This is a genomic window from Agrobacterium sp. ST15.13.013 (assembly GCF_027956525.1).
Lineage (GTDB): Bacteria > Pseudomonadota > Alphaproteobacteria > Rhizobiales > Rhizobiaceae > Agrobacterium > Agrobacterium salinitolerans.
In genome coordinates this window covers 76,011-99,428 of the sequence record NZ_JAQKGP010000009.1, presented here as the reverse complement: position 1 = coordinate 99,428, position 23,418 = coordinate 76,011, and the positions used below count along the sequence as shown (strand labels likewise).

The window sequence follows — 23,418 nt, the reverse complement described above, 5'->3', positions numbered from 1 at the left end:
ATGACCCTTTCTCCCCTGCCACGCCTCATCATCGAACCGCTCGTGCGCAACGCCCTTCTGGAAGACCTCGGCCTGGCGGGCGACATCACGTCCGCCGCCGTCATTCCCGCCGATCATCGCTCGGTCGTCGTCATGGCCGCGCGCGAACCGGGCGTTATTGCCGGTCTCGACGCGGCGGAACTGGCTTTCCAGCTCGTGGAGCCGGCCATCGTGGTGAAACGGCATGTGCAGGACGGAGCCACCGTGGCGCCCGGCGATATCATCGCAACAATCGAAGGCCCCTCGCGCGGCCTTCTGACGGCGGAGCGCACGGCGCTGAATTTCCTCGGCCATCTGTCGGGCATCGCTTCCGTCACCGCAAAAATCGTTGCCGCCATTGCCGGCACAAAAGCGTCGGTCGCCTGCACCCGCAAGACGACGCCAGGGCTACGGGCACTGGAAAAATATGCCGTGCGCGCCGGCGGCGGCATGAACCACCGTTTTGCGCTTTATGACGCGGTTCTCATCAAGGACAACCATGTCGCGGTTGCCGGCAGCGTGCGTGAAGCCATACGTCGTGCAAGGCAGGGTGTCGGACATCTCGTCAAGATCGAGGTGGAAGTCGATACGCTCATCCAGCTGCACGGGGCCATGGAAGAGGGCGTGGATGCGGTTCTTCTCGATAATATGATACCGGAACAGCTGCGTGAGGCGGTGGAGATCGTTGCCGGTCGCGCCATCACCGAAGCCTCGGGCCGTATCAATCCGCAGACAGCGGCAGCCATCGCCGCCACCGGCGTCGATCTCATCTCCATCGGCTGGATCACCCATAGTGCGCCTGTCCTCGATATCGGGCTGGACTTTGAGAGCCAAGGTTGAATTTGCGATAACGCACACGTCTTGCGGAACAAAACTTCCGCCTCTTCGTTAATAATCGCCTGGGGTCAATTCAAGGCGGGGGGACGTGCGCAAAAAATGCGGGTCCATATGCCTCTGACCTCTCTCTAGAAAGGAAAGGCCTGTTATGGAAGACGCACAAGTTGGCTGGATTGCAGCAATCATCATCGGCGGCGTAGCCGGTTGGCTCGCCGAACAGTTCATGAAAAGCAATATGGGTGTTTTCATGAACATTATCCTCGGCATTGTTGGCGCTATCGTCGCCAATTTCCTTCTGGGGCTCATCGGCGTCTCGCTCGGAGGCTGGATTGGCTATCTCATCGCCGGTTTCATCGGTGCCTGCATTCTCATCGCCGTCGGGCGCGCATTTCGCAGATAAGGGGAGGACAGAATGAGCTTTTTCAACAAGATCAAGAACGCGATTTTCGGCAAGGCTGAGGCCGCGCCGCAGACATCCGCTCCGGCCGGAACACCGCCGACTACGGCCAGCCCGACCGCAGCAAGCCCGGCAGCACCAGCCCCGACAACGGCGGCTCCGGCGCCGACCGGCAATGTCGATGTCGCGTCCATTCTGGATGAGGCTGTCAAGAAAAACGGGCAGAAGCTCGACTGGAAACATTCCATCGTCGATCTTCTCAAGGCTCTCGACCTCGACAGCAGCCTGAGCGCCAGAAAGGAGCTCGCCAGCGAGCTCGGCTATACCGGCGATACCTCGGATTCGGCGACGATGAACATCTGGCTGCACAAGGCCGTCATCAAGAAACTTTCCGAAAACGGCGGCAAGGTTCCGGCCGACCTTCTGGATTGAGATAAACGGGAGCGCCGCGATGGACGACTATTCCAGCCTTCGAGAGCAGATCGGCCAAGACCTCGACACCCTGCACCGGACCGAGAATCCGAAGTCGATCTTCGAGATCGCCGACGACTATCTTCTGGGAAATCCAAATCTCAAGAGGGCCATCGTCGAAGACATCATCAAGGAAGAAGCGGACAAGCGCGGCATCGCGATCCACTGAAGCCGCGCATCGCAGGCACGGCTGCTGTCCACAAAGGGGCGTCATCCCAACCGGATGCCGCCCCCTTTTTATGCCACGGACCTCGAAGCTTTATTTATCCAGCTTCGCTTGCGCCTTTTTCGCGTTTTCTTCCATCAGCTCATACCACATCGCGTTCATGACGGCGAAGATGGCGGCGAGAGGCAGGCCGAGCAGCCAGGCGAAATACCACATGTTCGATCTCCTTCTTTCTTGTGTCTCAATAGGCATGACCGCTGTCGTCGCGGATCGCCTTTTCATCCACCTTGCCCCACAGCACGCGATAGACCCATGATGTATAGGCGACGATGATCGGGATGAAGATGAGGGCGACGACCAGCATGATGAACAGCGTCATATGGCTGGAAGATGCATCCCACACTGTCAGGCTCGATTTCGGATCGACCGAAGACGGCAGGATGAAGGGAAACATCGTCAGCCCCACCGTTGAGATGACGCCGAAAATGGCAAGCGAGCTGGAAAGCAGCGCCAGCACTTCCCTGCGGGCCCGGAGCAAGACGAAAGCGACGAGCGGGAAGACAAGACCGAGCGCTGGCGCCAGCATCATCCAGGGATGCGCCGCATAATTGGCGAACCAGACACCGCCCGCAACCTCGACCGTCTTCGACAGGGGATTGGACGGACCGTCGGTCACGACCTCCGAGGTAAAGCGATAGCCATCGATACCGAGCCACAGAAAGACGCCGCCGAGCGCGAAAAGAACGGTGGTGGCAAGCGCCGCGATGCTGCCGAAACCGCGAGCGCGAGCGGCTACCGGACCATCCGTTTTCAGTACCAGCCATGCGGCACCGTGCATGACGAGCATGGCGACGGAAACGAGGCCGCAAAGGATGGCGTAGGGGTTCAGAAGCTCGAACAGCGTCGTGCCATCATAGAAAATCCTGAGGTCGTCATTGAGGTGGAAGGGAACGCCCTGCAGCACATTGCCGATCGCCACGCCGAAGATCAGCGCGGGAACGAAGCCGCCGATGAAGAGCGCCCAATCCCAGGCGCTGCGCCACGCGGTGCTTTCACGCTTGGAGCGATATTTGAAACCGACCGGCCGCAGGATCAGCGCAAACAGGGTGGCGAACATCGCCAGGTAAAACCCTGAAAACGACACCGCATAAAGCGGCGGCCAGGCGGCGAAGATCGCACCGCCGCCAAGGATGAGCCACACCTGATTGCCTTCCCAGACGGGGCCGATGGAATTGATGACGACACGCCGCTCGATGTCCGTTTTCGCCACGAAGGGCAGGAGCGCGCCGGTGCCGAGATCGAAACCGCCGGTCACGGCAAAACCGATCAGCACCACGCCGAGCAGCAGCCACCAGATAACGCGGAGGATTTCATAGTCGATGAGTTGGTGCAATATCATGATCGTTTACTCCGCAGCGACGAGTTTTTCAGGAACGAGCGGCGCTTCCGGCTCATGGTCAGGCTCGGGGCCCTTGCGGATCGCCTTCAGCATCAGCCCCATTTCGACGATGAACAGCACCGTGTAGATGGCGATGAAACACAGGAGCGTGATGAGGACGGTGGAGGCGCTGAGGCTGGAGACGGCGGCAGCCGTGGGCAGCACGCCCTCGATGATCCATGGCTGGCGGCCGAATTCGGCCACGATCCAGCCCATTTCCGCAGCGATCCACGGCAGCGGAATGGCAAAGACCGCCACTTTCAGCAGCAGTGGATAATGATCCAGCCGCCGGCGGGCCGAGAGATAAAAGAACGTCGCCGTCAGCAGAATGAAGAACATACCGAGGCCGACCATGATGCGGAACGACCAGAACAGCGTCGGCACATGGGGGATCGTATCGGCAGCCGCCTTGGCGATCTGCTCTTCGCTCGCCTGACGCGGATCGTCGACATAGCGTTTCAGCAGCAGGGCATAACCAAGCTCATGGCCGAGTTCCGCAAAGGTGCCGCGCACCTCTTCCGGCAGTTGCGCACCTTTGCCGGTGGCGCGTATCTGCATCAGCGCATCATAGGCCTTGATGCCGTCGCGGATGCGGCTCTTCGCCTGCTCCACCAGATCGTTGATGCCCGGAATTTGCGTGTCGAGCGAGCGGGTGCCGATGAGGCCCATCACCCACGGGATCTTCACCGCGAAATGCGTTTCGCGTGCTTCCTGATCAGGAAAACCGATGGCCGTGAAGGGGGCAGGCGCCGGCTCCGTTTCCCACATGGCCTCGATGGAGGCGAGCTTCATCTTCTGGTGTTCGGTGGAGAGATAACCGCTTTCATCCCCCAGCACGACGACCGACAGCGCGGACGCCAGACCGAAGGAAGCGGCAACCGTCATCGAACGCTTGGCGAGATCGACATGGCGGCCTTTCAGCACATACCAGGCCGAAACGCCGAGCACGAAGATGGAGGCCGTCACGTAACCCGCAGAAACCGTGTGAACGAACTTCGCCTGCGCCACCGGGTTGAACAGAACCTCGAAGAAGTCAGTCACCTCCATCCGCATGGTCTGGGGGTTGAAGGCGGAGCCCGTCGGGTTCTGCATCCAGCCATTTGCGATCAATATCCACAGCGCCGAAAAATTCGAACCGAGCGCCACGCACCATGTCGCGACGAGATGGCCGAGTTTCGACAACTTGTCCCAGCCGAAAAAGAACAGGCCGACGAAGGTGGCTTCCAGGAAGAAGGCCATCATACCCTCGATGGCCAGCGGCGCACCGAAGATATCGCCGACATAATGGCTGTAATAACTCCAGTTCATACCGAACTGGAATTCCATCACGATGCCGGTGGAAACACCCAGCACGAAATTGATGCCGAACAGCGTGCCCCAGAATTTCGTCATCTGCCGCCAGACCGTGCGGCCGGTCATGACATAGACCGTTTCCATGATGGCGATCACCACCGACAGCCCAATCGTCAGGGGAACGAACAGAAAGTGATATAAAGCCGTCACTGCAAATTGCAGGCGCGACAGCGCCACTATGTCGAGTTCCATAGTCTTACCCACCTTTTCCGGAAGACCGGCCTTCCATTTCAAAGACGACGCCGGCTCTCAAAAATCTCAGTCCGGGCGTAGTGTATCAAGCACTACGCCGTATTCCGGGGTGCCGCTTTGACATTGATCAAGTTGACGCCCGTCTTTCAGCACGATGATGCGATCGGCAAATTCCGCCTCGCGGCGATTATGGGTGATCATCACGACAGTCTTTCCCTCCGCCCTCGCAAACAGCCGGGTGAGCACGTCGCGGGCTGTCTCGCCGTCCAGCCCTTCCGTCACCTCGTCGAGAAGCCAGAGCGGCCGGTCGGCGAGCAGGAAACGGGCGAGCGCCAGCCGGCGCGACTGGCCGCCGGAAAGCCCTTGGCCCGCCTCGCCAAGCCTTGTCTCCAGCCCGGCGGCCAAGGTTTTGACGTGTTCGGCAAGGCCTGCCGCCTCAAGCGCGTCCCATAGCTCGGTCCCGGTTGCGGCGGGTTTCGCGAGCCGCAGATTGTCTGCGATACTGTCGCGGAAAAGCTGGCTTCGCTGCGTCATAAGAGTGGACGGCAGGGCGCTGACCGTGCCTGCAACCGGCTGCAATTCACCCCCCAGAAGCTGGATGAGACTTGTCTTGCCCGCGCCGCTCGGGCCGACGATCGCAACCCGTTCCCCGGCAGCGATTGCAAGGTTGATATCCGTCAGGACAGGATTGTCGTTCCCCTCTCGCTCCAGATGCACATCTTCGAGTTTTGCCGCCATCCCGCTGGCCGGCAAGACGGGACAGCGACCCTCAACCGTTGCCGAGAGACGCGGCGCGATGCGCCTTGCGGAAAACAGCGTGCGCCCAAGCTCCATCGCCCCGCGGCGCAGCGCCGTGAAAGGCTCCAGCGCGGCAAAACAGACCAGCAGCCCGAGCGCCGCCGTCGGCGCGGTGACCGCCCCCCGTTCGGCAAGCCAGGCCATGCCGAGAAGGGCCGCGCTCAAAAGAACGGCCGCTGAAACCCCGAAGGAAAAACCGGCACCGGTCTCGATGCGGTTCAGGGTATCATCGCAGGCAGAGAGGTAATCATCCGCCCGTTTCACCGCCGCGACCTGCGCGGAGAGGCGGCCGGCGGTCAAGAACTCCGTCTGCCCGTTCACGAGATCGGCCGTGCGGGCGCGAAGGGCTTCCAGCCCGATTGCCCGGCGGCGCGAGAATGTTTCCGCCCGCAAGGCGGCGCGCACCGAAATTCCAAGCCCCGCCGCGATGAGGAAAACCGCCACCAGAATGCCCGCCAGAGGATGGAGAAAAGCAAGCCCGAGGCCTGTCGCGATTGCGGCAAGGATCGCCACGGCGGCGGGAACCAGCACACGCAGATAAAGCGAATCCAGCGCGTCGATATCCGCCGTCAGCCGGTTCAGCAGGCGCGCAGGCCTCGCCTCCAGGGATTTCGCAGCCTGCGGAGCGGCAAAGCCACGAAACAGCTTTTCCCGAAGGGCTGCAAGCACGGAAAGCGTGGCGTCATGGGTCGTCATGCGTTCGCCGTAACGGGCGGCGGTGCGCGCCAGCGCCAGAAGACGAATGGCGGCCGAAGGCGCAAAGACATCGAAAGCATAGGCCGTTGCCGGCAGAAGGCCGGCAATCGCCGTAGCGGTGATGAACCAGCCGGAAACGCCGAGAAGGCCGATGCCCGCCAGCACCGTCGTTACCGCCAGAGCCGCACCCGCCAGCAGCATGCCGCGCCGCGTCGACCAGAACAGGCCAATAATGGGTCTCAATATCGCAAAATGCGCGATCATGGCTGCCCCCTCGAATGGATCGCCGTCATATCCACGATCCTGTCCATGCGCGCCGCAAGCACCGGATCATGGGTCGCGACGATCAATGTCCTGCCATTTGCCAGTTGCAGCAGGTTATCCGTGACGAGAGCAGCCGTTTCCCGGTCGAGATGGGCTGTCGGCTCGTCGGCCAGAACTAGCTGCGTTGCGGGGTCTGCGAAAGCACGCGCAATGGCAAGCCGCACCGCCTCCCCGCCCGAGATTCCATATCCGCCATCGCCGATCTGCAGGCGCCGGCGTGCATGCGACAAGCCGTCGAGCCCGGTGCGGCGCAGCGTCTCTTCCACCATGCCGTCACTGACAGCCGAACGGCCGAAGCGAATATTCGCCTTCAGCGAACCGGCAAAATAGAACGGCTTCTGGCCGACCCAGCCGATCGTCCTGCGCAGCCCATCCGCCGTCGCATTATCGAGCTTGACGCCGCCGACCCTGATCGAGCCCTCTCCAGCCTCGGCCAACCCGGCAATCAAGGAGAGTACAGTGGATTTGCCACAACCGGAAGGCCCAAGGATCGCAACTCTCTCACCCCACTGAACCGTCAGGTTGAGATTTTGGATGACAGGTGGGGCGCTCGGATAAGCGAAAGAGAGATTATTGATCTCCACCAGGCCGGGCATCGAGGATGGGACAGACGCCACATCCGCGCCCTCGCCCGTAATAGCCGCGCCGCCGGCCGTCAATTTGCCGAGCGCATCAAGCGCCGCTTCGCCGGCTGCGCGGTCGTGCCAGACGGCGGAGAGTTCCCGCAGCGGCTCGAAAAAGGCCGGCGCCAGAAGCAGGATGAAAAGACCTTCGGCGAGTGTCAACTTGTGGCCCCAGGCGCCGAAATTGAGAAAACCGAGCAGATGAAAACCGATATAGACGGCGGTCATGGCAACGCCGAGCGCTGCGAAAAGCTCCAGCACCGCCGAGGAGAGAAAGGCGATCCTGAGCACTGCCATCGTCCGCTTCTTCAGGTTCTGCGCATCGGCGCTAAGACGCTTTGCAGTCAGATCGACGGCTTTAAGCGTGCGGATCGTTTCCAGCCCGCGCAGGCGATCAAGCAGGAAGGCATTCATATTGCCCGTCTCAACAAGCTGCTTTTCACTGGCGGCCTTCGCCTGCCAGCCGATGAGCGCCATGAAAAGCGGGATGGTTGGCATGGCGAGCAGCAGCACCAGCGCCGCAATCCAGGTGAATGGCAGGATCGCCAGCACGAAAACCAGCGGCACGAAGGTCGCCTTCATCCGCGCCGGCTGGAAACGGGAAAGATAGGGCACCAGCGCTTCCGCCGCCTCGGCCACGACGCCTGCCGCCTCACCGGAGGCGGTGCGTGACAGATCGAGCGGGGAAACCTTCGCCACGGCCTTCAGCGCTTCCAGCCGCCGTTGCGACAGCGCCGCACGGGCGGCACGAAACGACAGACGCGCCGCCATCTTTTCCAGCCATGCCTTGATGAGGCCGAGGATGAGAACCGCAGCCGCGGCGGGCACGATCGCCGTCATCGGCGCGCCATCGGCAATTCTTCCGACTGAAAAGGCAAGCAAACCTGCCTGCGGCAACCAGAGCAGCGCCGCCAGCACATGCGGCAGGGCAACGAATTTCCCCACCACCGGCGCGCCTGTCATTTTCGCCCGCCCGTCAGCTCTGTCGCGAAAGGTTTTGCGGTTGGCTTTGCGCCGCCCCATCGTATCGGGCGAGACTGCAGCCGGAACGGGACAGACTGCCCCGTCACCATCGGACCCCTGGCGAATTTCCACTGATATGCTCACGGCCGATCTCCTCACCCGTCCTTCTTCGCGCCGCGGGGTCTGGCGAGGGAGACGATCTTGTCCTTGGCCTCCAGAAACTTCGTGACCTTCGAACCGAGCGCGAGAAGCGAAGCCAGCCGTTCCGTCTCCAGCCGCTTCACATCGTCATACCAGCCGGTCAGCTGCTCGATCAGCGTTTTCATCTCATCGATGCGCTGTTGCGCATGCCGCTCGTCTTCGTTTTCGGGCGTTTCCATCAGAATTTCGCGCAGCACGCTGAGCGTGGGATCGATCTCGCGTTTCTTGCGCTCTTCGGCAAGGGTGCGGAGAATTTGCCAGACCTCGTCAGGCGTTGTGAAAAAATCGCGCCGGTCGCCGGGAAAATGCTTGAGAATTGCAAGATTCCACGCCTGTAACTCCTTCAGGCTCATCGACACGTTGGAACGGGAAATACCGAGGGCCTCCACAATATCGTCCGCACACAGCGGCTGCGGCGAGATATAGAGCAAAGCATAGACTTGGCCGACCGTGCGGTTGATGCCCCAGCGGCTGCCCATCTCACCGAAATGCAGCACGAAGGACTGAACGAGCGGCGAGAGGTTGGTCGGCATTTCTTCGTTTCCTGAATTTTCAGTAATTTCTGAAATTTCGATAACGCAAATAGCGGCAGGTGGCAAATCACCTTTTTGACCTGCGTCAAAATGTGCAAACCAGCCGTATAATGAGGCGAGGAAGCATCGAGCGAACGCCCATGATATCGATAACATACAGGGCGGAATGACGCGATCCACGATGGCAAATAAGAAATTGGTGGCGGAGGCTCCGCCACCGACTCAATAAGCCAGCCCGCTATTTCGGGGAAACGCGCTTACGAAAAAGCGATCTGCACCTTCATGGCGCGGCTTCGATCCGAGGCGAATTCGAAAGCCGAGATGGCGTCGGCGAGATCGACGGTCTGGGTGATGAACGGTTTGACGTCGATCAGGCCCTTGCGCATCAATTCAACGCCGGTGGCGAATTCTTCGTGGAAGCGGAAAGAGCCGCGCAGATCCAGTTCCTTGGCGGTGATCGCCATCATCGGCAGACTCATATCGCCGCCAAGCCCGAGCTGGACGATGATGCCGCGCGGACGAAGCGCGGTAATGCCGCCGGAAAGTGCGACGGCGGCGCCAGAGCATTCATAGAGAACATCGAAAGTTCCCTTGTTCGCACCATAAGCGGCAAGTGCGTCGGGCTCATCCTTGCTATTGATGACACGATCCGCACCCGCCTCACGCGCCTTGGCAAGCGTGAAATCGGAAAGGTCGGTGGCGACGATTTCCGCCGCACCCGCCCGGCGCGCAGCCAGAATGGACAGGATGCCGATGGGGCCACAACCCGTGACAAGCACGCATTTCCCCAGCAAATCGCCGGCGCGGCGCGTGGCGTGAAGCGTCACCGCCAGCGGCTCCGCCATGGCGGCCTCGCCAGCGCTCAGGCCATCGGCCGGCACGCATTGCAGGGCGTCGGCCACCAGAACCTCACGGAAAGCGCCCTGAATATGCGGAAAAGGCATGGCGCTGCCATAAAACCGCATGTTGAGGCACTGGTTGTGCAGGCCTTCCTGGCAAAAGCGGCAGGTTCGGCACGGGCGGGACGGCGAAACGGCGACCAGACCGCCGACCTTCAGCCCTTCCACGCCCTCGCCCAGTTCTTCGACGACAGCGGAGACCTCATGGCCGAGCACCATGGGTTCACGAAGCCGCACCGCGCCGAAGCCGCCATGGTTGTAATAATGCAGATCGCTGCCGCAAATTCCGCCCCGGACCAGACGAAGCCGCACCTCTCCCGGCCCCGGCGCTTCCTCGGGCCGCTCCTCGATGCGCACATCCTTTGCCCCATGGGCGACAATCGCTCTCATAAATATCTCCCGCTCGACATCGCGCCTGAATGGCGCGACGAATAATCCGCATCCCTGTCACCGCCGCCTGCCGCGCATTTACACGTCGTGCGGCTTCCCCACGCGCCCGACCCGTACCGAGACCGGCCGTTTAAGCCTTGACATCCACGCCCGAAAGGGATGAATGTTATCGATAACATAATTCTGTACGAATGCAATGTCGAGAGACTGGAGGAAACAGTGGGCCTTAATTTGTTCGATCTTTCCGGCCGCCGCGCCCTGATCACGGGTTCGTCCCAGGGCATTGGCTTCGCGCTGGCGCAAGGGCTTTCGGAAGCGGGCGCGGAAGTGGTGCTGAACGGGCGTGACGAGGCGAAGTTGAAAGCCGCCGCCGCCGGCATCAAGGGTGCGAAAACACTCGCCTTCGACGCCACCGATCACGAAGCGGTGCGCAAGGCCATCGACGGTTTCGAGGCGGAGGTCGGCCCCATCGATATTCTGGTCAACAATGCCGGCATGCAGCACCGCACCCCGCTGGAGGATTTTCCAGCCGATGCCTTCGAGCGCCTGCTGCAGACCAACATCGCCTCGGTGTTCCACGCCGGGCAGGCTGCCGCGCGCCACATGATCGGCCGTGGCCGTGGCAAGATCATCAACATCGCCAGCGTGCAGACCGCCCTTGCCCGCCCCGGCATCGCGCCCTACACCGCCACCAAGGGGGCCGTCGGCAACCTGACGAAAGGCATGGCGACGGACTGGGCCAAATACGGCCTGCAATGCAACGCCATCGCACCCGGCTATTTCGACACGCCGCTCAACGCGGCCCTGGTGGCGGACGAAACCTTCTCGGCATGGCTTGAAAAGCGCACGCCCGCCGGTCGCTGGGGCAAGGTCGAAGAGCTTGTCGGCGCCTGCATCTTCCTGTCGTCCGATGCCTCGTCCTTCGTGAACGGACATATTCTCTATGTCGACGGCGGCATCACCGCTTCGCTTTAAAACACCGAAACCGGACCGGCGGCTGCGGCCGCCATCCGGTTTTGAACCGACGACACCACGACACTTTGGGAGGAGGCCGTGAACACCATGACCGAGAAGAACAAAGTCGCCCTGATCGGCGCCGGCGCCATGGGCGGGGCGATCGGCACACGGCTCATCGAGACCGGAAATCAGCTGACGGTTTTCGATCTGGATGCGGAAAAGGTGGCGGCGCTGACGAGCCTTGGCGCGCAGAGCGCGGGGACGGCTGCGGAAGCGGCTTCGGTTTCCGATGTGGTCATCCTCAGCCTCAATTCGCCGAAAATCGTTCGCATCGCCGTCTTCGGCAAGGATGGCGTCGCGGCAGGGGCGAAACCCGGCACGCTGATCATCGACATGTCCTCCATCGATCCGGAAGCGACGAAGGAACTGGCGGCCGACGCTGCGGGAAAAGGCCTGCGCTGGGTGGACAGCCCCCTTTCCGGCGGTGCACCCAAGGCGCTCATCGGGCAATTGACGCTGATGGCCGGCGGCAGCGACAAGGATGTGGCCGATGCGCATCGCGTGCTGCGGCATGTGGCCAGCAACTACACCCATATGGGTCCCTGTGGCGCAGGGCAGACGACGAAACTCATCAACCAGGTTCTGTGCGGGCTGAATTTCCTTGCTGTGGCGGAAGCAACGCAGCTTGCGCTGGATGCCGGCGTCGATGCCGCCAAGATACCGCAGGCGCTGAAGGGCGGCCGCGCCGACAGCGCCATCCTGCAGGAATACATGCCGCGTTATGTGGCGAAAGATTACCGCCGCACCGGACGCATCGACAATATGGTGAAAGACCTGAACGGCGCGCAGGATCTCGCCCGGCGCACCAACACGGCCATGCCGCTGACAGCCGTTTGCGCCGAGGTGCACCGCATGCTGACGGCGGCCGGGCTGGGTGGGGAGGATCAGGCCGCGCTGATGGAATATTTCAGCGGCGCGAAACGCACTTTTCCGGACTGACTGCACGGCGGACCCGGAATGGCGGAGCCTGTTGATACAGCCCTTGCGGGCCCTTAACGGCCATTGCGAAATTGTCCGTCAGCGAAGATGATCGGGCGAATCGGCACGGCAGTCGCCCCGATGACTGCTGATGCATGTATGCAAAGGACAATTTCCCGATGACTACCCCCACGACAGGCACGGGGATTGCCGGTGTGACCGTTTCTGGAAACGGTTTCACAGCCGAAGTCGCTTATGAGGGCGCGACGCTTCTAAGCTGGCGGCCGGTCTCTACCGATGGCGGCGAAGGCGAAAATCTTGTCGACGGCTATTCGACGCCTGCCGAAATGCAATCGCACAATGGCATGAGAAACGGCATTCTCGCACCCTTCACCAATCGCATCCCGGATGGCCAGTTCAGTTTTGACGGACAAGCGCACCGCATTGAGCCGGTGCTTGCCCATGAAGACCTCGTCTTCCACGGATTTGCCAGAGCCCTGCCCTTCGCGCTTACGCAGTCTTTCGAGGAACACGGCGCTCACACTCTCGTCTTCCGCGCCGAAATAGCGCCTGCGGATTTTGAGGGTTACCCCTACCGTCTCGCCATCGAGGTGGAATATCGTTTCGCCGGCCATAAGGTCACCATCGACATACGCGGCATCAATCGCGATGACCGGCCCCTGCCTTTCGCCGCCGGGTGGCATCCCTATTTCCGCCTGCCCGGCACGACGTCTATCGACGATCTTCTCCTCACGCTGCCCTCGCGAACGGCGATTGAAACAGACGAGGACCTGATCCCCCTTCGCGGCGCACAGGGCGGGATGGTCAAACGGGACGACACCCGCTTTCTTTACGCACCGCTGTCCGGCCATGTACTCGACGTCTGCTTCACCGATCTCATCGCATCCGAAAACGGGCTTTACGAGACGAGGCTGGAAAACCGCCACGACGGTTCGAGCCTGACGGTTTGGCAGGAGCGCGGACACATGCATGTCTTCACCGGCGATACGCTTGCACGCGGCAGGCGGCAATCCATCGCGCTCGAACCGGTGGAAACGCCGACCAACGCCTTCAACCAACCGGAACTCGCGGATGCGATTACGCTGCAAGCCGGCGAGACGCGAAGCTTCCGCTTTGGCGTCCGTTTTAAGACGGCGCGCTGATCAAGGCCCGACGAACACTCAGATATGTGTCGTCGGCAGCGAAGACGACAGCTTCACCGTCTCCATGGAGATATAGGCGGACATGTCGTAAAGCTCGACGCGGCGCAGGATCTGTTTGTAGATCGTGTCGTAATATTCGACATTCGGCAGCACCAGTTTCAGAATATAGTCGAAATTGCCGGTCAGCCGGTGAACCTCGACAATTTCGGGTATGGTGCTGACGGCGGCATGGAACCGGTCCAGCCAGTCCTCCGCATGCAGGCCGGTTCTGACCAGCAGGAAAACCGTGGTCGGCAAGTTGATCTTGCGACGATCGAGCAGCGCCATCGTACCCGTCACATAACCTTCCGCCCGCAGCCGCGTAATGCGCCGCGAACAGGCGGATAGCGACAGCGCCACTTCCTCCGCAATGTCGGCGAGCGGCGTTTCTGCATTTTCCTGGAGAATCGCAAGGATTCGGCGGTCGCGATCATCAATCATCGTTAAAGAATGCACAGGTTAACGCAATAGCGCAATAAATTTGCGATTTTCATAGAAAGAACGCCCTGATTTTGCATATATATCGTGAAATCCTTGCAAAAACGCATGCCGTTTTCGCCCCGACGATGGCATTCTTATTTTCAATCAAACTCGATAAGGGAACTCTTATGAAACGGATCGGCCTGATCGGCGGCATGAGCTGGGAATCCACCGCAACCTATTACCGCATGATCAATGAGGCCGTGCGCGACAGCCGCGGCGGGCTGGTTTCGGCCGACATCGTCATGCATTCGCTCGATTTTTCCGAGGTCGTCGCCCTTCAGAAGGCCGATCGCTGGGATGAGGCAGGCGCACTTCTGGGTGCTGCCGGTGCGCGCCTTGCCAATGCGGGCGCCGATTGCGTGCTGATCTGCACCAACACCATGCATCTTGTCGCTGAAACCGTAGCGAAAATGTCCGGCGTGGCGCTTATCGATATCATAGACGAAACCGCCGCTGCTCTGAAAGCGGACGGACGCCGCAAGCCGCTTCTGCTCGCCACCCGCTACACGATGGAACATGGTTTTTACACCGAGCGCATGCGCCGCCATGGCGTCGAAGTGATCGTGCCCGATGCGGAAGACCGGGCTGCGATCCACGACATCATCTTCGGCGAACTCTGCCGGGGCGAAATCAAGTCCTGCTCGCGCGAGCGCTATCTCGCGGTCATCGAGAAGGCCCGCGCACTTGGCGTCGATTCCGTCATTCTTGGCTGCACCGAGATTTCGCTGCTGATCGATCCCGATGCCCTGCCGCTGCCGGGTTACGATTCGACCGCAATTCACGCGAAGGCCGCCGTCGGCTTCGCGCTCGGAAACAAGGCCCTGAACAGAGCCGCATGAATGTGCCGCCTCTTTGCCTATTCCGGTAAACCCGTCTGGCTCGACAGCCTGCTGATCGAGCCGGAAGCATCGCTGGTCAGCCAGTCCATGGCCGCAAGGGAAGCGAAAACCGTCGTCAATGGCGATGGTTGCGGCCTTGGCTGGTATGGCGAACGCGGAACGCCCGGCGTCTTTCGCGATACCAGACCCGCCTGGTCGGATGCCAACCTCGCGGCACTCTGTCACCAGCTTCGTTCGGGCATGTTCATGGCCCATGTCCGCTCCGCCACGTCGGGCGAAGTATCCCGCGCCAATTGCCACCCATTTGCGCATGGGCAATATCTCTTCATGCATAACGGCCAGATCGGCGGTTACGAGCAGATAAGGCGCGATATCGACTCCCTTATTCCCGATGATATCTATGCATCCCGGCGCGGCACCGGCGACAGCGAAGCTATTTTCCTCATCGCCGCCGGCCTCGGCCTTGATGCCGATCCGGTACGCGCCATTTCCACCGCGCTTCGCCTCTGTCAGGAAAAGATGATCGCAGCGGGCGTCTCCTCCGCCCTGCGCTTCAGCGCCGTGCTGATGGACGGCGATTGCGTGCATGCCTTCCGCTGGTCTAGCGATGACAAACCACCGACGCTCTACTGGCGTGGGTTGGAAGAGGGTATTGCGTTGAGTTCCGAGCCCTTTTCGTTTGATTGCACCCCATGGTGCGCCGTTCCACCCAATACCTGCGTGACGATCCGCGCCGGGGAAATGATGACGCGGCCTTTTTGCCTCGGGTGAACACGGCGATATCGCCCGGTTTCACGCCGCCGCCACCGGCAACAGGTGCGGCTGCGGCGAAGGCCTATTTATTTTCATTGAATTGTTACAGCCGCGAAGGCTAGTGTGTGATCCTAAGTATCAGACCGAACCCGCTAAGCGGTTTTCGGCCCGGTGTTTAAAACAGGATACATTGAGCGAAACAGATTTCAGGACCGGTAAACCATTTAAAAGTGTTGCAGCCTCTTTCCCTTTTTTGAACGATGCCCGGCATCGCAATGACCACGCAAACCTTTTCGGTAACGGCGGATAAAGGGCCGGCAATGCGTTGCGCGATCCTTGGGATGCGGAAGAAAAGGTCTTATTTTTCATAATCCTAAGCCGCTTAACTTTCCGCGAAAATTGCTGTTGCCACACCTCCATATCGATGCATAAACTGGCATCAGCAAAGGCAACACGGATCGACCTCTCAGACCCTCTCCTCCCACCAAGGTGCTGACCGACCAATGATCAATAACCTCAACACCGCCGATCTTCCCCGCCCCGCCCCGCGCAGTTCCAACCCGGAAATCATGGCCGCGGAAATCATCGAACGACTGACCTATCGCATCGGCAAGGACGTCAAGGTCGCCAAGCCCCATGACTGGCTGACCGCAACCATCCTCGTCGTGCGCGACCGCATCATCGACAAGTGGATGGAATCCACCCGCAAGGCCTATGCCAATAATTCCAAGCGCGTTTATTATCTGTCGCTGGAATTCCTGATCGGCCGCCTGATGCGCGACGCCATCTCCAATATCGGCCTGATGCATGAAATTCGCGATGCGCTGTCCTCGCTCGGCGTCGATCTTGACGTTATCGCCGGGCTGGAGCCGGATGCCGCACTCGGCAATGGCGGCCTTGGCCGTCTAGCCGCCTGTTTCATGGAATCCATGGCGACCGTCGACATTCCCGCCTATGGCTACGGCATCCGTTACGTGCACGGCCTCTTCCGCCAGCAGATGGCGGATGGATGGCAGGTGGAACTGCCGGAAACCTGGCTTGCGCATGGCAACCCCTGGGAATTCGAGCGACGCGAAAGCTCTTATGAAATCGGCTTCGGCGGATCGGTGGAGACCATCGGCGGTTATGAAGATCCGCAGCGTTTCGTCTGGAAACCGGCCGAACGCGTGATCGCCATGGCCTATGACACGCCGGTCGTCGGCTGGCGCGGCACCCGCGTCAATACGCTCCGCCTCTGGTCCGCGCAGCCGATCGACCCCATTTTACTGGCCGCCTTCAACGCCGGCGACCATATCGGCGCATTGCGCGAGAGCAACAAGGCGGAAAGCCTGACGCGGGTTCTCTACCCTGCCGACGCGACGCCGGCCGGTCAGGAACTGCGCCTCAGACAGGAGTTCTTCTTCTCCTCCGCCTCGCTGCAGGACATTCTGCGCCGTCACCTGCAGCAATATCCGGACTTCACTTCGCTGCCCGAGAAGGTCTCGATCCAGCTCAACGACACGCATCCGGCGATCTCCATCGCCGAAATGATGCGTCTTCTGTGCGATGTGCACGGTCTGGAATTCGAGGAGGCGTGGAAGATCACGCAGGGCACCTTCTCCTACACCAACCACACGCTTTTGCCGGAGGCGCTGGAAAGCTGGCCGGTGCCGCTGCTCGAGCGTCTTTTGCCAAGACATATGCAGATCGTCTATGCGATCAACGCCAACACGCTGCTTTTCGCCCGCAAGGAAAAGAAGATGGCGGATCAGCAGATCCGTTCGATCTCGCTGATCGACGAAGGCGGCGAGCGTCGCGTGCGCATGGGCAATCTCGCCTTTATCGGCTCACATTCCATCAACGGCGTTTCCGCCCTTCATACCGATCTGATGAAGGAAACGGTCTTTGCCGACCTGCATAGCCTTTACCCTGACCGTATCAACAACAAGACCAATGGCATTACGCCGCGCCGCTGGCTGATGCAGTGCAATCCGGGCCTCACCAGCCTGCTGCGCGAGGCGATCGGCGACGATTTCCTCGACGATGCGGAAAAGCTGACAGCACTCGACCGTTTCGCCGACGATGCCGGTTTCCGCGAAAAATTCGCCGAGGTGAAACGTCTGAATAAAGTGCGGCTTGCCAATACGGTAGCGCAGCGCATGGGCATCCGCGTCGACCCTTCCGCCATGTTCGACATCCAGATCAAACGTATCCATGAATATAAGCGCCAGCTTTTGAACCTCGTGGAGACGGTCGCGCTTTACGACCAGATCCGTTCTCACCCGGAACAGGATTGGGTGCCGCGCGTTAAGTTCTTCGCAGGCAAGGCGGCGCCGAGTTATCATAACGCGAAGCTGATCATCAAGCTTGCCAATGATATTGCCCGGGTCATCAACAACGATCCGGCCGTGCGCGGGCTTCTGAAAGTGGTGTTTATTCCGAACTACAATGTCTCGCTGGCCGAAATCATGGTTCCCGCCGCCGATCTTTCCGAACAAATATCGACGGCCGGCATGGAAGCCTCCGGCACCGGCAATATGAAATTCGCACTCAACGGCGCGCTCACCATCGGCACGCTCGATGGCGCAAATGTCGAAATGCGCGATCATGTCGGCGCGGAGAATATCGTCATCTTCGGAATGACGGCGGATGAAGTGGCCAAGGCGCGCGCCGAAGGCCACAATCCCCGCGCGATCATCGAAGGATCGGCGGAGTTGTCGCAGGCGCTGTCCTCCATCGCCTCCGGCGTCTTCTCGCCGGATGACCGCTCCCGTTTCGCCGGCCTGATCGACGGTATCTATAACAGCGACTGGTTCATGGTCGCCGCCGACTTCGACGCCTATGCCAATGCACAGCGCGAGGTGGACGCGATCTGGAGCGATCCGGACAGCTGGTATGCCAAGACAGTGCGCAACACGGCGCGTATGGGCTGGTTCTCGTCCGACAGGACGATCCGCCAATATGCCACCGAGATCTGGAGAGCCTGATGAAAAAACCGCTCAATTCGGCCGAAGAGAAAAAGACTGGCGATATCACGAAGGCTGAAATCGAGGCGATCAAGAGCGGTTTGCATTCCAATCCCTTTGCCCTTCTCGGCGTTCACGAAACGCCGGAAGGATTTTCCGCCCGCTGTTTCATTCCCGGCGCCGAGGAGGTTTCCGTCCTGACGCTGGACGGAAACTTCGTGGGCGAATTAAAGCGGCTCGATCCCGACGGCTTTTTCGAAGGCCGGATCGATCTTTCAAAGCGCCAGCCGGTGCGGTATCGCGCCAGCCGCGACGATGCCGAATGGGCGGTGACCGACCCTTACAGTTTCGGCCCGGTTCTCGGACCGATGGACGATTATTTCGTTCGCGAAGGATCGCATCTGCGGCTCTTCGACAGGATGGGCGCGCATCCGCTGAAGCTCGAGGGCGTCGAGGGTTTCCACTTCGCCGTCTGGGCGCCCAATGCGCGGCGCGTTTCCGTTGTCGGCGATTTCAACAATTGGGATGGCCGACGGCATGTCATGCGTTTCCGCAAGGATACCGGCATCTGGGAAATCTTCGCGCCTGACGTCTATGCCGGCTGCGCCTACAAGTTCGAAATCCTCGGCGCAAACGGCGAGCTCCTGCCGCTGAAGGCGGACCCCTATGCGCGGCGCGCCGAGTTGCGGCCGAAGAACGCCTCCGTTACCGCGCCTGAACTCACCCAGGAATGGGAAGACCAGGCCCATCGGGAACATTGGGCGCAGGTGGACCAGCGCCGCCAGCCTATCAGTATCTATGAGGTGCATGCCGGCTCCTGGCGGCGGCGCGAGGACGGCACGTTCCTGAGCTGGGACGAACTGGCCGCCGAGCTCATTCCCTATTGCACGGATATGGGCTTCACCCACATCGAGTTCCTGCCGATCACCGAACATCCCTATGACCCTTCCTGGGGTTATCAGACCACTGGCCTTTACGCCCCGACTGCCCGTTTCGGCGATCCGGAAGGTTTCGCCCGTTTCGTCAACGGCGCCCATAAGGTCGGCATCGGTGTTCTGCTCGATTGGGTTCCCGCGCATTTTCCGACCGACGAGCACGGGTTGCGCTGGTTCGATGGCACCGCGCTTTACGAACATGCCGATCCGCGCCAGGGTTTCCATCCCGACTGGAACACGGCCATCTACAATTTCGGCCGCGTGGAGGTGATGTCCTACCTCATCAACAACGCGCTTTATTGGGCCGAGAAATTCCATCTCGACGGCCTGCGTGTCGATGCGGTCGCCTCGATGCTCTATCTCGATTATTCCCGCAAGGAAGGCGAGTGGATCCCCAACGAATATGGCGGGCGCGAGAACCTGGAATCCGTCCGCTTCCTGCAGAAGATGAATTCCCTCGTTTATGGCACCCATCCGGGCGTCATGACCATTGCCGAGGAATCCACCTCCTGGCCGAAAGTATCGCAGCCCGTCCACGAGGGCGGCCTCGGTTTCGGTTTCAAGTGGAATATGGGCTTCATGCACGACACGCTCAGTTATTTCTCGCGTGAGCCGGTGCATCGCAAGTTCCACCATCAGGAGCTGACCTTCGGCCTGCTTTACGCCTTCACCGAAAATTTCGTGCTGCCGCTGTCCCACGACGAGGTTGTGCACGGCAAAGGATCGCTGATCGCCAAAATGTCCGGCGATGACTGGCAGAAATTCGCCAATCTGCGGTCCTATTACGGCTTCATGTGGGGTTATCCCGGCAAGAAGCTGCTGTTCATGGGGCAGGAATTCGCGCAGTGGAGCGAGTGGAGCGAGAAGGGTTCGCTCGACTGGAACCTGCGCCAATATCCGATGCATGAGGGCATGCGCCGCCTCGTGCGCGATCTCAACCTCACCTATCGATCCAAAGCCGCCCTGCACGCCCGCGATTGCGAACCCGACGGCTTCCGCTGGCTGGTGGTCGATGATCACGAGAACTCCGTCTTTGCCTGGCTGCGCACGGCGCCCGGCGAAAAACCGGTGGCGGTCATCTGCAATCTGACACCGGTCTATCGGGAAAACTATTATGTGCCGCTGCCCCAGGCGGGGCGGTGGAGGGAGATTCTCAACACCGATGCCGAAATTTATGGCGGCAGCGGCAAGGGAAATGGCGGGCGCGTTCAGGCGGTCGATGCCGGAGGAGACATCGGGACAATGCTCGTCCTGCCACCGCTCGCGACGATCATGCTCGAGCCGGAAAACTGACAGACACAGAGGGAGGACACCATGTCGGAAAAAAGAGTTCAGCCTTTGGCACGCGATGCAATGGCCTATGTCCTCGCAGGCGGCAGAGGCAGCCGTCTGAAGGAACTGACGGACCGCCGGGCAAAACCCGCCGTCTATTTCGGCGGCAAGGCGCGCATCATCGATTTCGCGCTCTCCAACGCGCTCAATTCCGGCATTCGCCGCATCGGCGTCGCCACGCAATACAAGGCGCACTCGCTCATCCGCCACCTGCAGCGCGGCTGGGACTTCTTCCGTCCCGAGCGTAACGAAAGCTTCGATATTCTGCCGGCCTCCCAGCGCGTTTCCGAAACGCAATGGTATGAAGGCACGGCCGACGCCGTCTACCAGAACATCGACATCATCGAGCCCTATGCGCCGGAATATATGGTCATTCTCGCCGGCGACCATATCTACAAAATGGATTACGAATACATGCTGCAGCAGCATGTCGATTCCGGCGCCGATGTAACGATCGGCTGCCTTGAAGTGCCGCGCATGGAAGCGACCGGCTTCGGCGTGATGCATGTGAATGAAAAAGACGAGATCATTGATTTCATCGAAAAACCGGCCGATCCGCCGGGCATTCCCGGCAATGAAGGCTTCGCGCTCGCCTCGATGGGCATCTACGTCTTTCACACGAAATTCCTGATGGAAGCGCTGCGCCGCGACGCCGCCGATCCGAGCTCCAGCCGAGACTTCGGCAAAGACATCATTCCCTATATCGTCGAGCACGGCAAAGCCGTCGCCCATCGCTTCGCGGATTCCTGCGTGCGTTCCGATTTCGAGCATGGCCCCTACTGGCGCGACGTCGGCACCATCGATGCCTATTGGCAGGCCAATATCGACCTGACGGATGTGGTGCCGGACCTCGATATATACGACAAATCCTGGCCGATCTGGACCTATGCGGAAATCACACCGCCGGCGAAATTTGTGCACGATGACGAGAACCGCCGCGGCTCGGCCGTGTCTTCGGTCGTCTCCGGCGATTGCATCATTTCCGGCGCCGCCCTCAACCGCAGCCTCCTCTTTACGGGTGTGCGGGCTAATTCATATTCCCGCCTTGAGAATGCCGTAGTACTGCCAAGTGTGAAGATCGGGCGTCACGCCCAGCTCAGCAATGTCGTCATCGACCATGGCGTGGTCATTCCGGAAGGACTGATTGTAGGAGAAGACCCAGAACTGGATGCCAAACGTTTCCGCCGCACTGAAAACGGCATTTGCCTTATCACCCAATCGATGATCGACAAGCTGGACCTGTAGAGCCCATGAATGTCCTTTCGGTTTCATCCGAAATCTATCCCCTGATCAAGACCGGAGGGCTCGCCGACGTTGTTGGCGCACTCCCCATCGCGCTGGAAGCCCATGGCGTCACGACGCGCACATTGATACCCGGATATCCGGCGGTGAAAGCCGCCGTGACGGATCCCGTCAAATGCTTCGAATTCACCGATCTGCTCGGCGAAAAAGCCGATGTGCTCGAAGTGCGGCATGAGGGACTGAACCTCCTCATTCTTGACGCGCCCGCCTATTACGAGCGCTCCGGCGGCCCCTATCTCGACCAGACCGGCAAGGACTATTCTGACAACTGGAAACGCTTCGCGGCGCTTTCCCTGGCCGCCGCCCGCATCGCCGCCGGTGCGCTTCCCAGTTGGCGGCCGGATATGGTGCATGCCCATGACTGGCAGGCCGCAATGGCGCCGGTCTATATGCGTTATGCCGAAACGCCCGAGATTCCGAGCCTTCTCACCATCCACAACATCGCCTTTCAGGGCCAGTTCGGCGCGAATATCTTCAGCAAGCTTGGCCTCCCCGCCCATGCCTTCGGCATGGAAGGCATCGAGTATTACAACGATGTGAGCTTCCTGAAGGGCGGCCTGCAGACGGCAACGGCGCTCAGCACCGTCAGCCCGTCCTATGCCGAGGAAATCCTCACCCCGCAATTCGGCATGGGCTTGCACGGCGTCATCGGCAGCCGCGCCCATGTGCTGCACGGCATCGTCAACGGCATCGATGCCGACGTCTGGAACCCGGCCACCGATCACCTGATTCACGACAATTATTCAGCCGCCAATCTCAAGAACCGTGCGCTGAACAAGAAGGCGGTCGCCGAACATTTCCGCATCGACGATGATGACAGCCCGCTTTTCTGCATCATCTCCCGCCTCACCTGGCAAAAGGGTATCGACCTCATGGCGGAAGCCGTGGACGAGATCGTTTCCCTTGGCGGTCGCCTCGTGGTGCTGGGCGCGGGGGAAGTAGCGCTGGAGGGCGCTCTTCTGGCGGCGGCGTCCCGCCACCATGGCCGCGTCGGTGTCGCTATCGGTTACAACGAGCCGCTCTCGCACCTGATGCAGGCGGGCTGCGATGCGATCATCATTCCCTCTCGTTTCGAACCCTGCGGCCTCACCCAGCTTTACGCGCTGCGTTACGGCTGCATTCCGGTCGTCGCCCGCACCGGCGGTCTTGCCGATACCGTGATCGACGCCAACCATGCCGCCATCGCCAATAAATCGGCGACCGGCGTGCAATTTTCACCCGTCACGCTCGATGGTCTGAAACAGGCGATCCGCCGGGCCGTCCGTTATTACCACGACCCGAAACTGTGGACACAAATGCAGAAACTCGGAATGAAATCCGATGTTTCCTGGGAAAAGAGCGCCGGTCTTTACGCCGCGCTTTACAGCCAGCTTATTTCGAAAGGCCATTGAAC

The 23,418-nt window shown here is 60.4% G+C and carries 21 protein-coding genes; 13 read left to right on the top strand and 8 right to left on the bottom strand.

Annotated features, from left to right (window positions below):
• From nadC to PL597_RS11520, 4 genes are all read left to right on the top strand, one after another.
• Window positions 1–858: a carboxylating nicotinate-nucleotide diphosphorylase gene (gene nadC, locus PL597_RS11535; RefSeq protein WP_137412486.1), complete on the top strand. Its 858-nt coding sequence runs from the start codon at window positions 1–3 to the stop codon at window positions 856–858.
• A gap of 145 nt (window positions 859–1,003) precedes the next feature.
• On the top strand, window positions 1,004–1,255 hold the full coding sequence (locus tag PL597_RS11530) for a GlsB/YeaQ/YmgE family stress response membrane protein (protein ID WP_046801707.1): 252 nt from the start codon (window positions 1,004–1,006) through the stop codon (window positions 1,253–1,255).
• A gap of 12 nt (window positions 1,256–1,267) precedes the next feature.
• Window positions 1,268–1,684 carry a DUF3597 domain-containing protein gene (locus tag PL597_RS11525; protein WP_077984807.1) on the top strand — a complete coding sequence of 139 codons (417 nt, stop codon included), beginning with the start codon at window positions 1,268–1,270 and terminating at the stop codon, window positions 1,682–1,684.
• Window positions 1,685–1,703: 19 nt separating this feature from the next.
• Entirely contained in the window at window positions 1,704–1,892 is a 189-nt protein-coding gene (locus tag PL597_RS11520; RefSeq protein WP_003522463.1) for a hypothetical protein, read from the top strand.
• A 90-nt stretch (window positions 1,893–1,982) separates the two neighbouring features.
• On the opposite strand, the gene cydX is transcribed toward PL597_RS11520, so the two are convergent.
• The 7 genes from cydX to PL597_RS11485 form a co-directional block, all read right to left on the bottom strand.
• The gene (gene cydX / locus PL597_RS11515; RefSeq protein WP_077984806.1) at window positions 1,983–2,105 is read right to left on the bottom strand and encodes a cytochrome bd-I oxidase subunit CydX; all 123 of its coding nucleotides are present in this window, start codon (window positions 2,103–2,105) and stop codon (window positions 1,983–1,985) included.
• A gap of 25 nt (window positions 2,106–2,130) precedes the next feature.
• Entirely contained in the window at window positions 2,131–3,288 is a 1,158-nt protein-coding gene (cydB, locus tag PL597_RS11510; protein WP_077984805.1) for a cytochrome d ubiquinol oxidase subunit II, read from the bottom strand.
• A 6-nt stretch (window positions 3,289–3,294) separates the two neighbouring features.
• Window positions 3,295–4,872: a cytochrome ubiquinol oxidase subunit I gene (locus PL597_RS11505; protein WP_077984862.1), complete on the bottom strand. Its 1,578-nt coding sequence runs from the start codon at window positions 4,870–4,872 to the stop codon at window positions 3,295–3,297.
• Between the two features lie 66 nt (window positions 4,873–4,938).
• Complete coding sequence (cydC, locus tag PL597_RS11500) at window positions 4,939–6,630, bottom strand: thiol reductant ABC exporter subunit CydC (RefSeq protein WP_080794391.1); 1,692 nt, start codon at window positions 6,628–6,630, stop codon at window positions 4,939–4,941.
• On the bottom strand, window positions 6,627–8,276 hold the full coding sequence (gene cydD / locus PL597_RS11495) for a thiol reductant ABC exporter subunit CydD (RefSeq protein ID WP_202048334.1): 1,650 nt from the start codon (window positions 8,274–8,276) through the stop codon (window positions 6,627–6,629). Before cydD ends, cydC begins: the two co-directional genes overlap by 4 nt.
• A 155-nt stretch (window positions 8,277–8,431) precedes the next feature.
• Entirely contained in the window at window positions 8,432–9,010 is a 579-nt protein-coding gene (locus tag PL597_RS11490; RefSeq protein WP_191218049.1) for a GbsR/MarR family transcriptional regulator, read from the bottom strand.
• Window positions 9,011–9,267: 257 nt separating this feature from the next.
• Window positions 9,268–10,299: an L-idonate 5-dehydrogenase gene (locus PL597_RS11485; RefSeq protein WP_191218048.1), complete on the bottom strand. Its 1,032-nt coding sequence runs from the start codon at window positions 10,297–10,299 to the stop codon at window positions 9,268–9,270.
• Between the two features lie 219 nt (window positions 10,300–10,518).
• On the opposite strand from PL597_RS11485, the gene PL597_RS11480 reads away from it, so the two are divergent.
• From PL597_RS11480 to PL597_RS11470, 3 genes are all read left to right on the top strand, one after another.
• Window positions 10,519–11,274, top strand: a complete 756-nt coding sequence (locus tag PL597_RS11480) for an SDR family oxidoreductase (protein ID WP_077984860.1) — start codon at window positions 10,519–10,521, stop codon at window positions 11,272–11,274.
• An 87-nt stretch (window positions 11,275–11,361) separates the two neighbouring features.
• Window positions 11,362–12,255, top strand: a complete 894-nt coding sequence (locus PL597_RS11475) for an NAD(P)-dependent oxidoreductase (protein ID WP_077984801.1) — start codon at window positions 11,362–11,364, stop codon at window positions 12,253–12,255.
• Window positions 12,256–12,413: 158 nt separating this feature from the next.
• Window positions 12,414–13,397 (top strand): aldose 1-epimerase, encoded by a 984-nt coding sequence (locus PL597_RS11470; RefSeq protein WP_271365213.1) that lies wholly within the window; start codon window positions 12,414–12,416, stop codon window positions 13,395–13,397.
• 18 nt (window positions 13,398–13,415) lie between these two features.
• Here the strand turns inward: PL597_RS11470 and PL597_RS11465 are convergent, their stop codons facing one another.
• Entirely contained in the window at window positions 13,416–13,877 is a 462-nt protein-coding gene (locus PL597_RS11465; protein ID WP_077984799.1) for an Lrp/AsnC family transcriptional regulator, read from the bottom strand.
• Between the two features lie 167 nt (window positions 13,878–14,044).
• On the opposite strand from PL597_RS11465, the gene PL597_RS11460 reads away from it, so the two are divergent.
• The 6 genes from PL597_RS11460 (at window position 14,045) to glgA (ending at window position 23,416) form a co-directional block, all read left to right on the top strand.
• Window positions 14,045–14,758 carry an aspartate/glutamate racemase family protein gene (locus PL597_RS11460; protein ID WP_077984859.1) on the top strand — a complete coding sequence of 238 codons (714 nt, stop codon included), beginning with the start codon at window positions 14,045–14,047 and terminating at the stop codon, window positions 14,756–14,758.
• Complete coding sequence (locus PL597_RS11455; RefSeq protein WP_077984798.1) at window positions 14,759–15,529, top strand: class II glutamine amidotransferase; 771 nt, start codon at window positions 14,759–14,761, stop codon at window positions 15,527–15,529.
• Between the two features lie 485 nt (window positions 15,530–16,014).
• On the top strand, window positions 16,015–18,477 hold the full coding sequence (locus PL597_RS11450) for a glycogen/starch/alpha-glucan phosphorylase (RefSeq protein ID WP_191218046.1): 2,463 nt from the start codon (window positions 16,015–16,017) through the stop codon (window positions 18,475–18,477).
• Window positions 18,477–20,684, top strand: coding sequence for a 1,4-alpha-glucan branching protein GlgB (glgB, locus tag PL597_RS11445; RefSeq protein ID WP_077984796.1), 2,208 nt, complete (start codon window positions 18,477–18,479; stop codon window positions 20,682–20,684). The genes PL597_RS11450 and glgB overlap by 1 nt, the downstream gene beginning before the upstream one ends.
• Window positions 20,685–20,705: 21 nt before the next feature.
• Window positions 20,706–21,968, top strand: a complete 1,263-nt coding sequence (gene glgC, locus PL597_RS11440; protein ID WP_077984795.1) for a glucose-1-phosphate adenylyltransferase — start codon at window positions 20,706–20,708, stop codon at window positions 21,966–21,968.
• A 5-nt stretch (window positions 21,969–21,973) separates the two neighbouring features.
• Entirely contained in the window at window positions 21,974–23,416 is a 1,443-nt protein-coding gene (glgA, locus tag PL597_RS11435; RefSeq protein ID WP_191218045.1) for a glycogen synthase GlgA, read from the top strand.
• The last annotated feature ends 2 nt before the right edge of the window (window positions 23,417–23,418 follow it).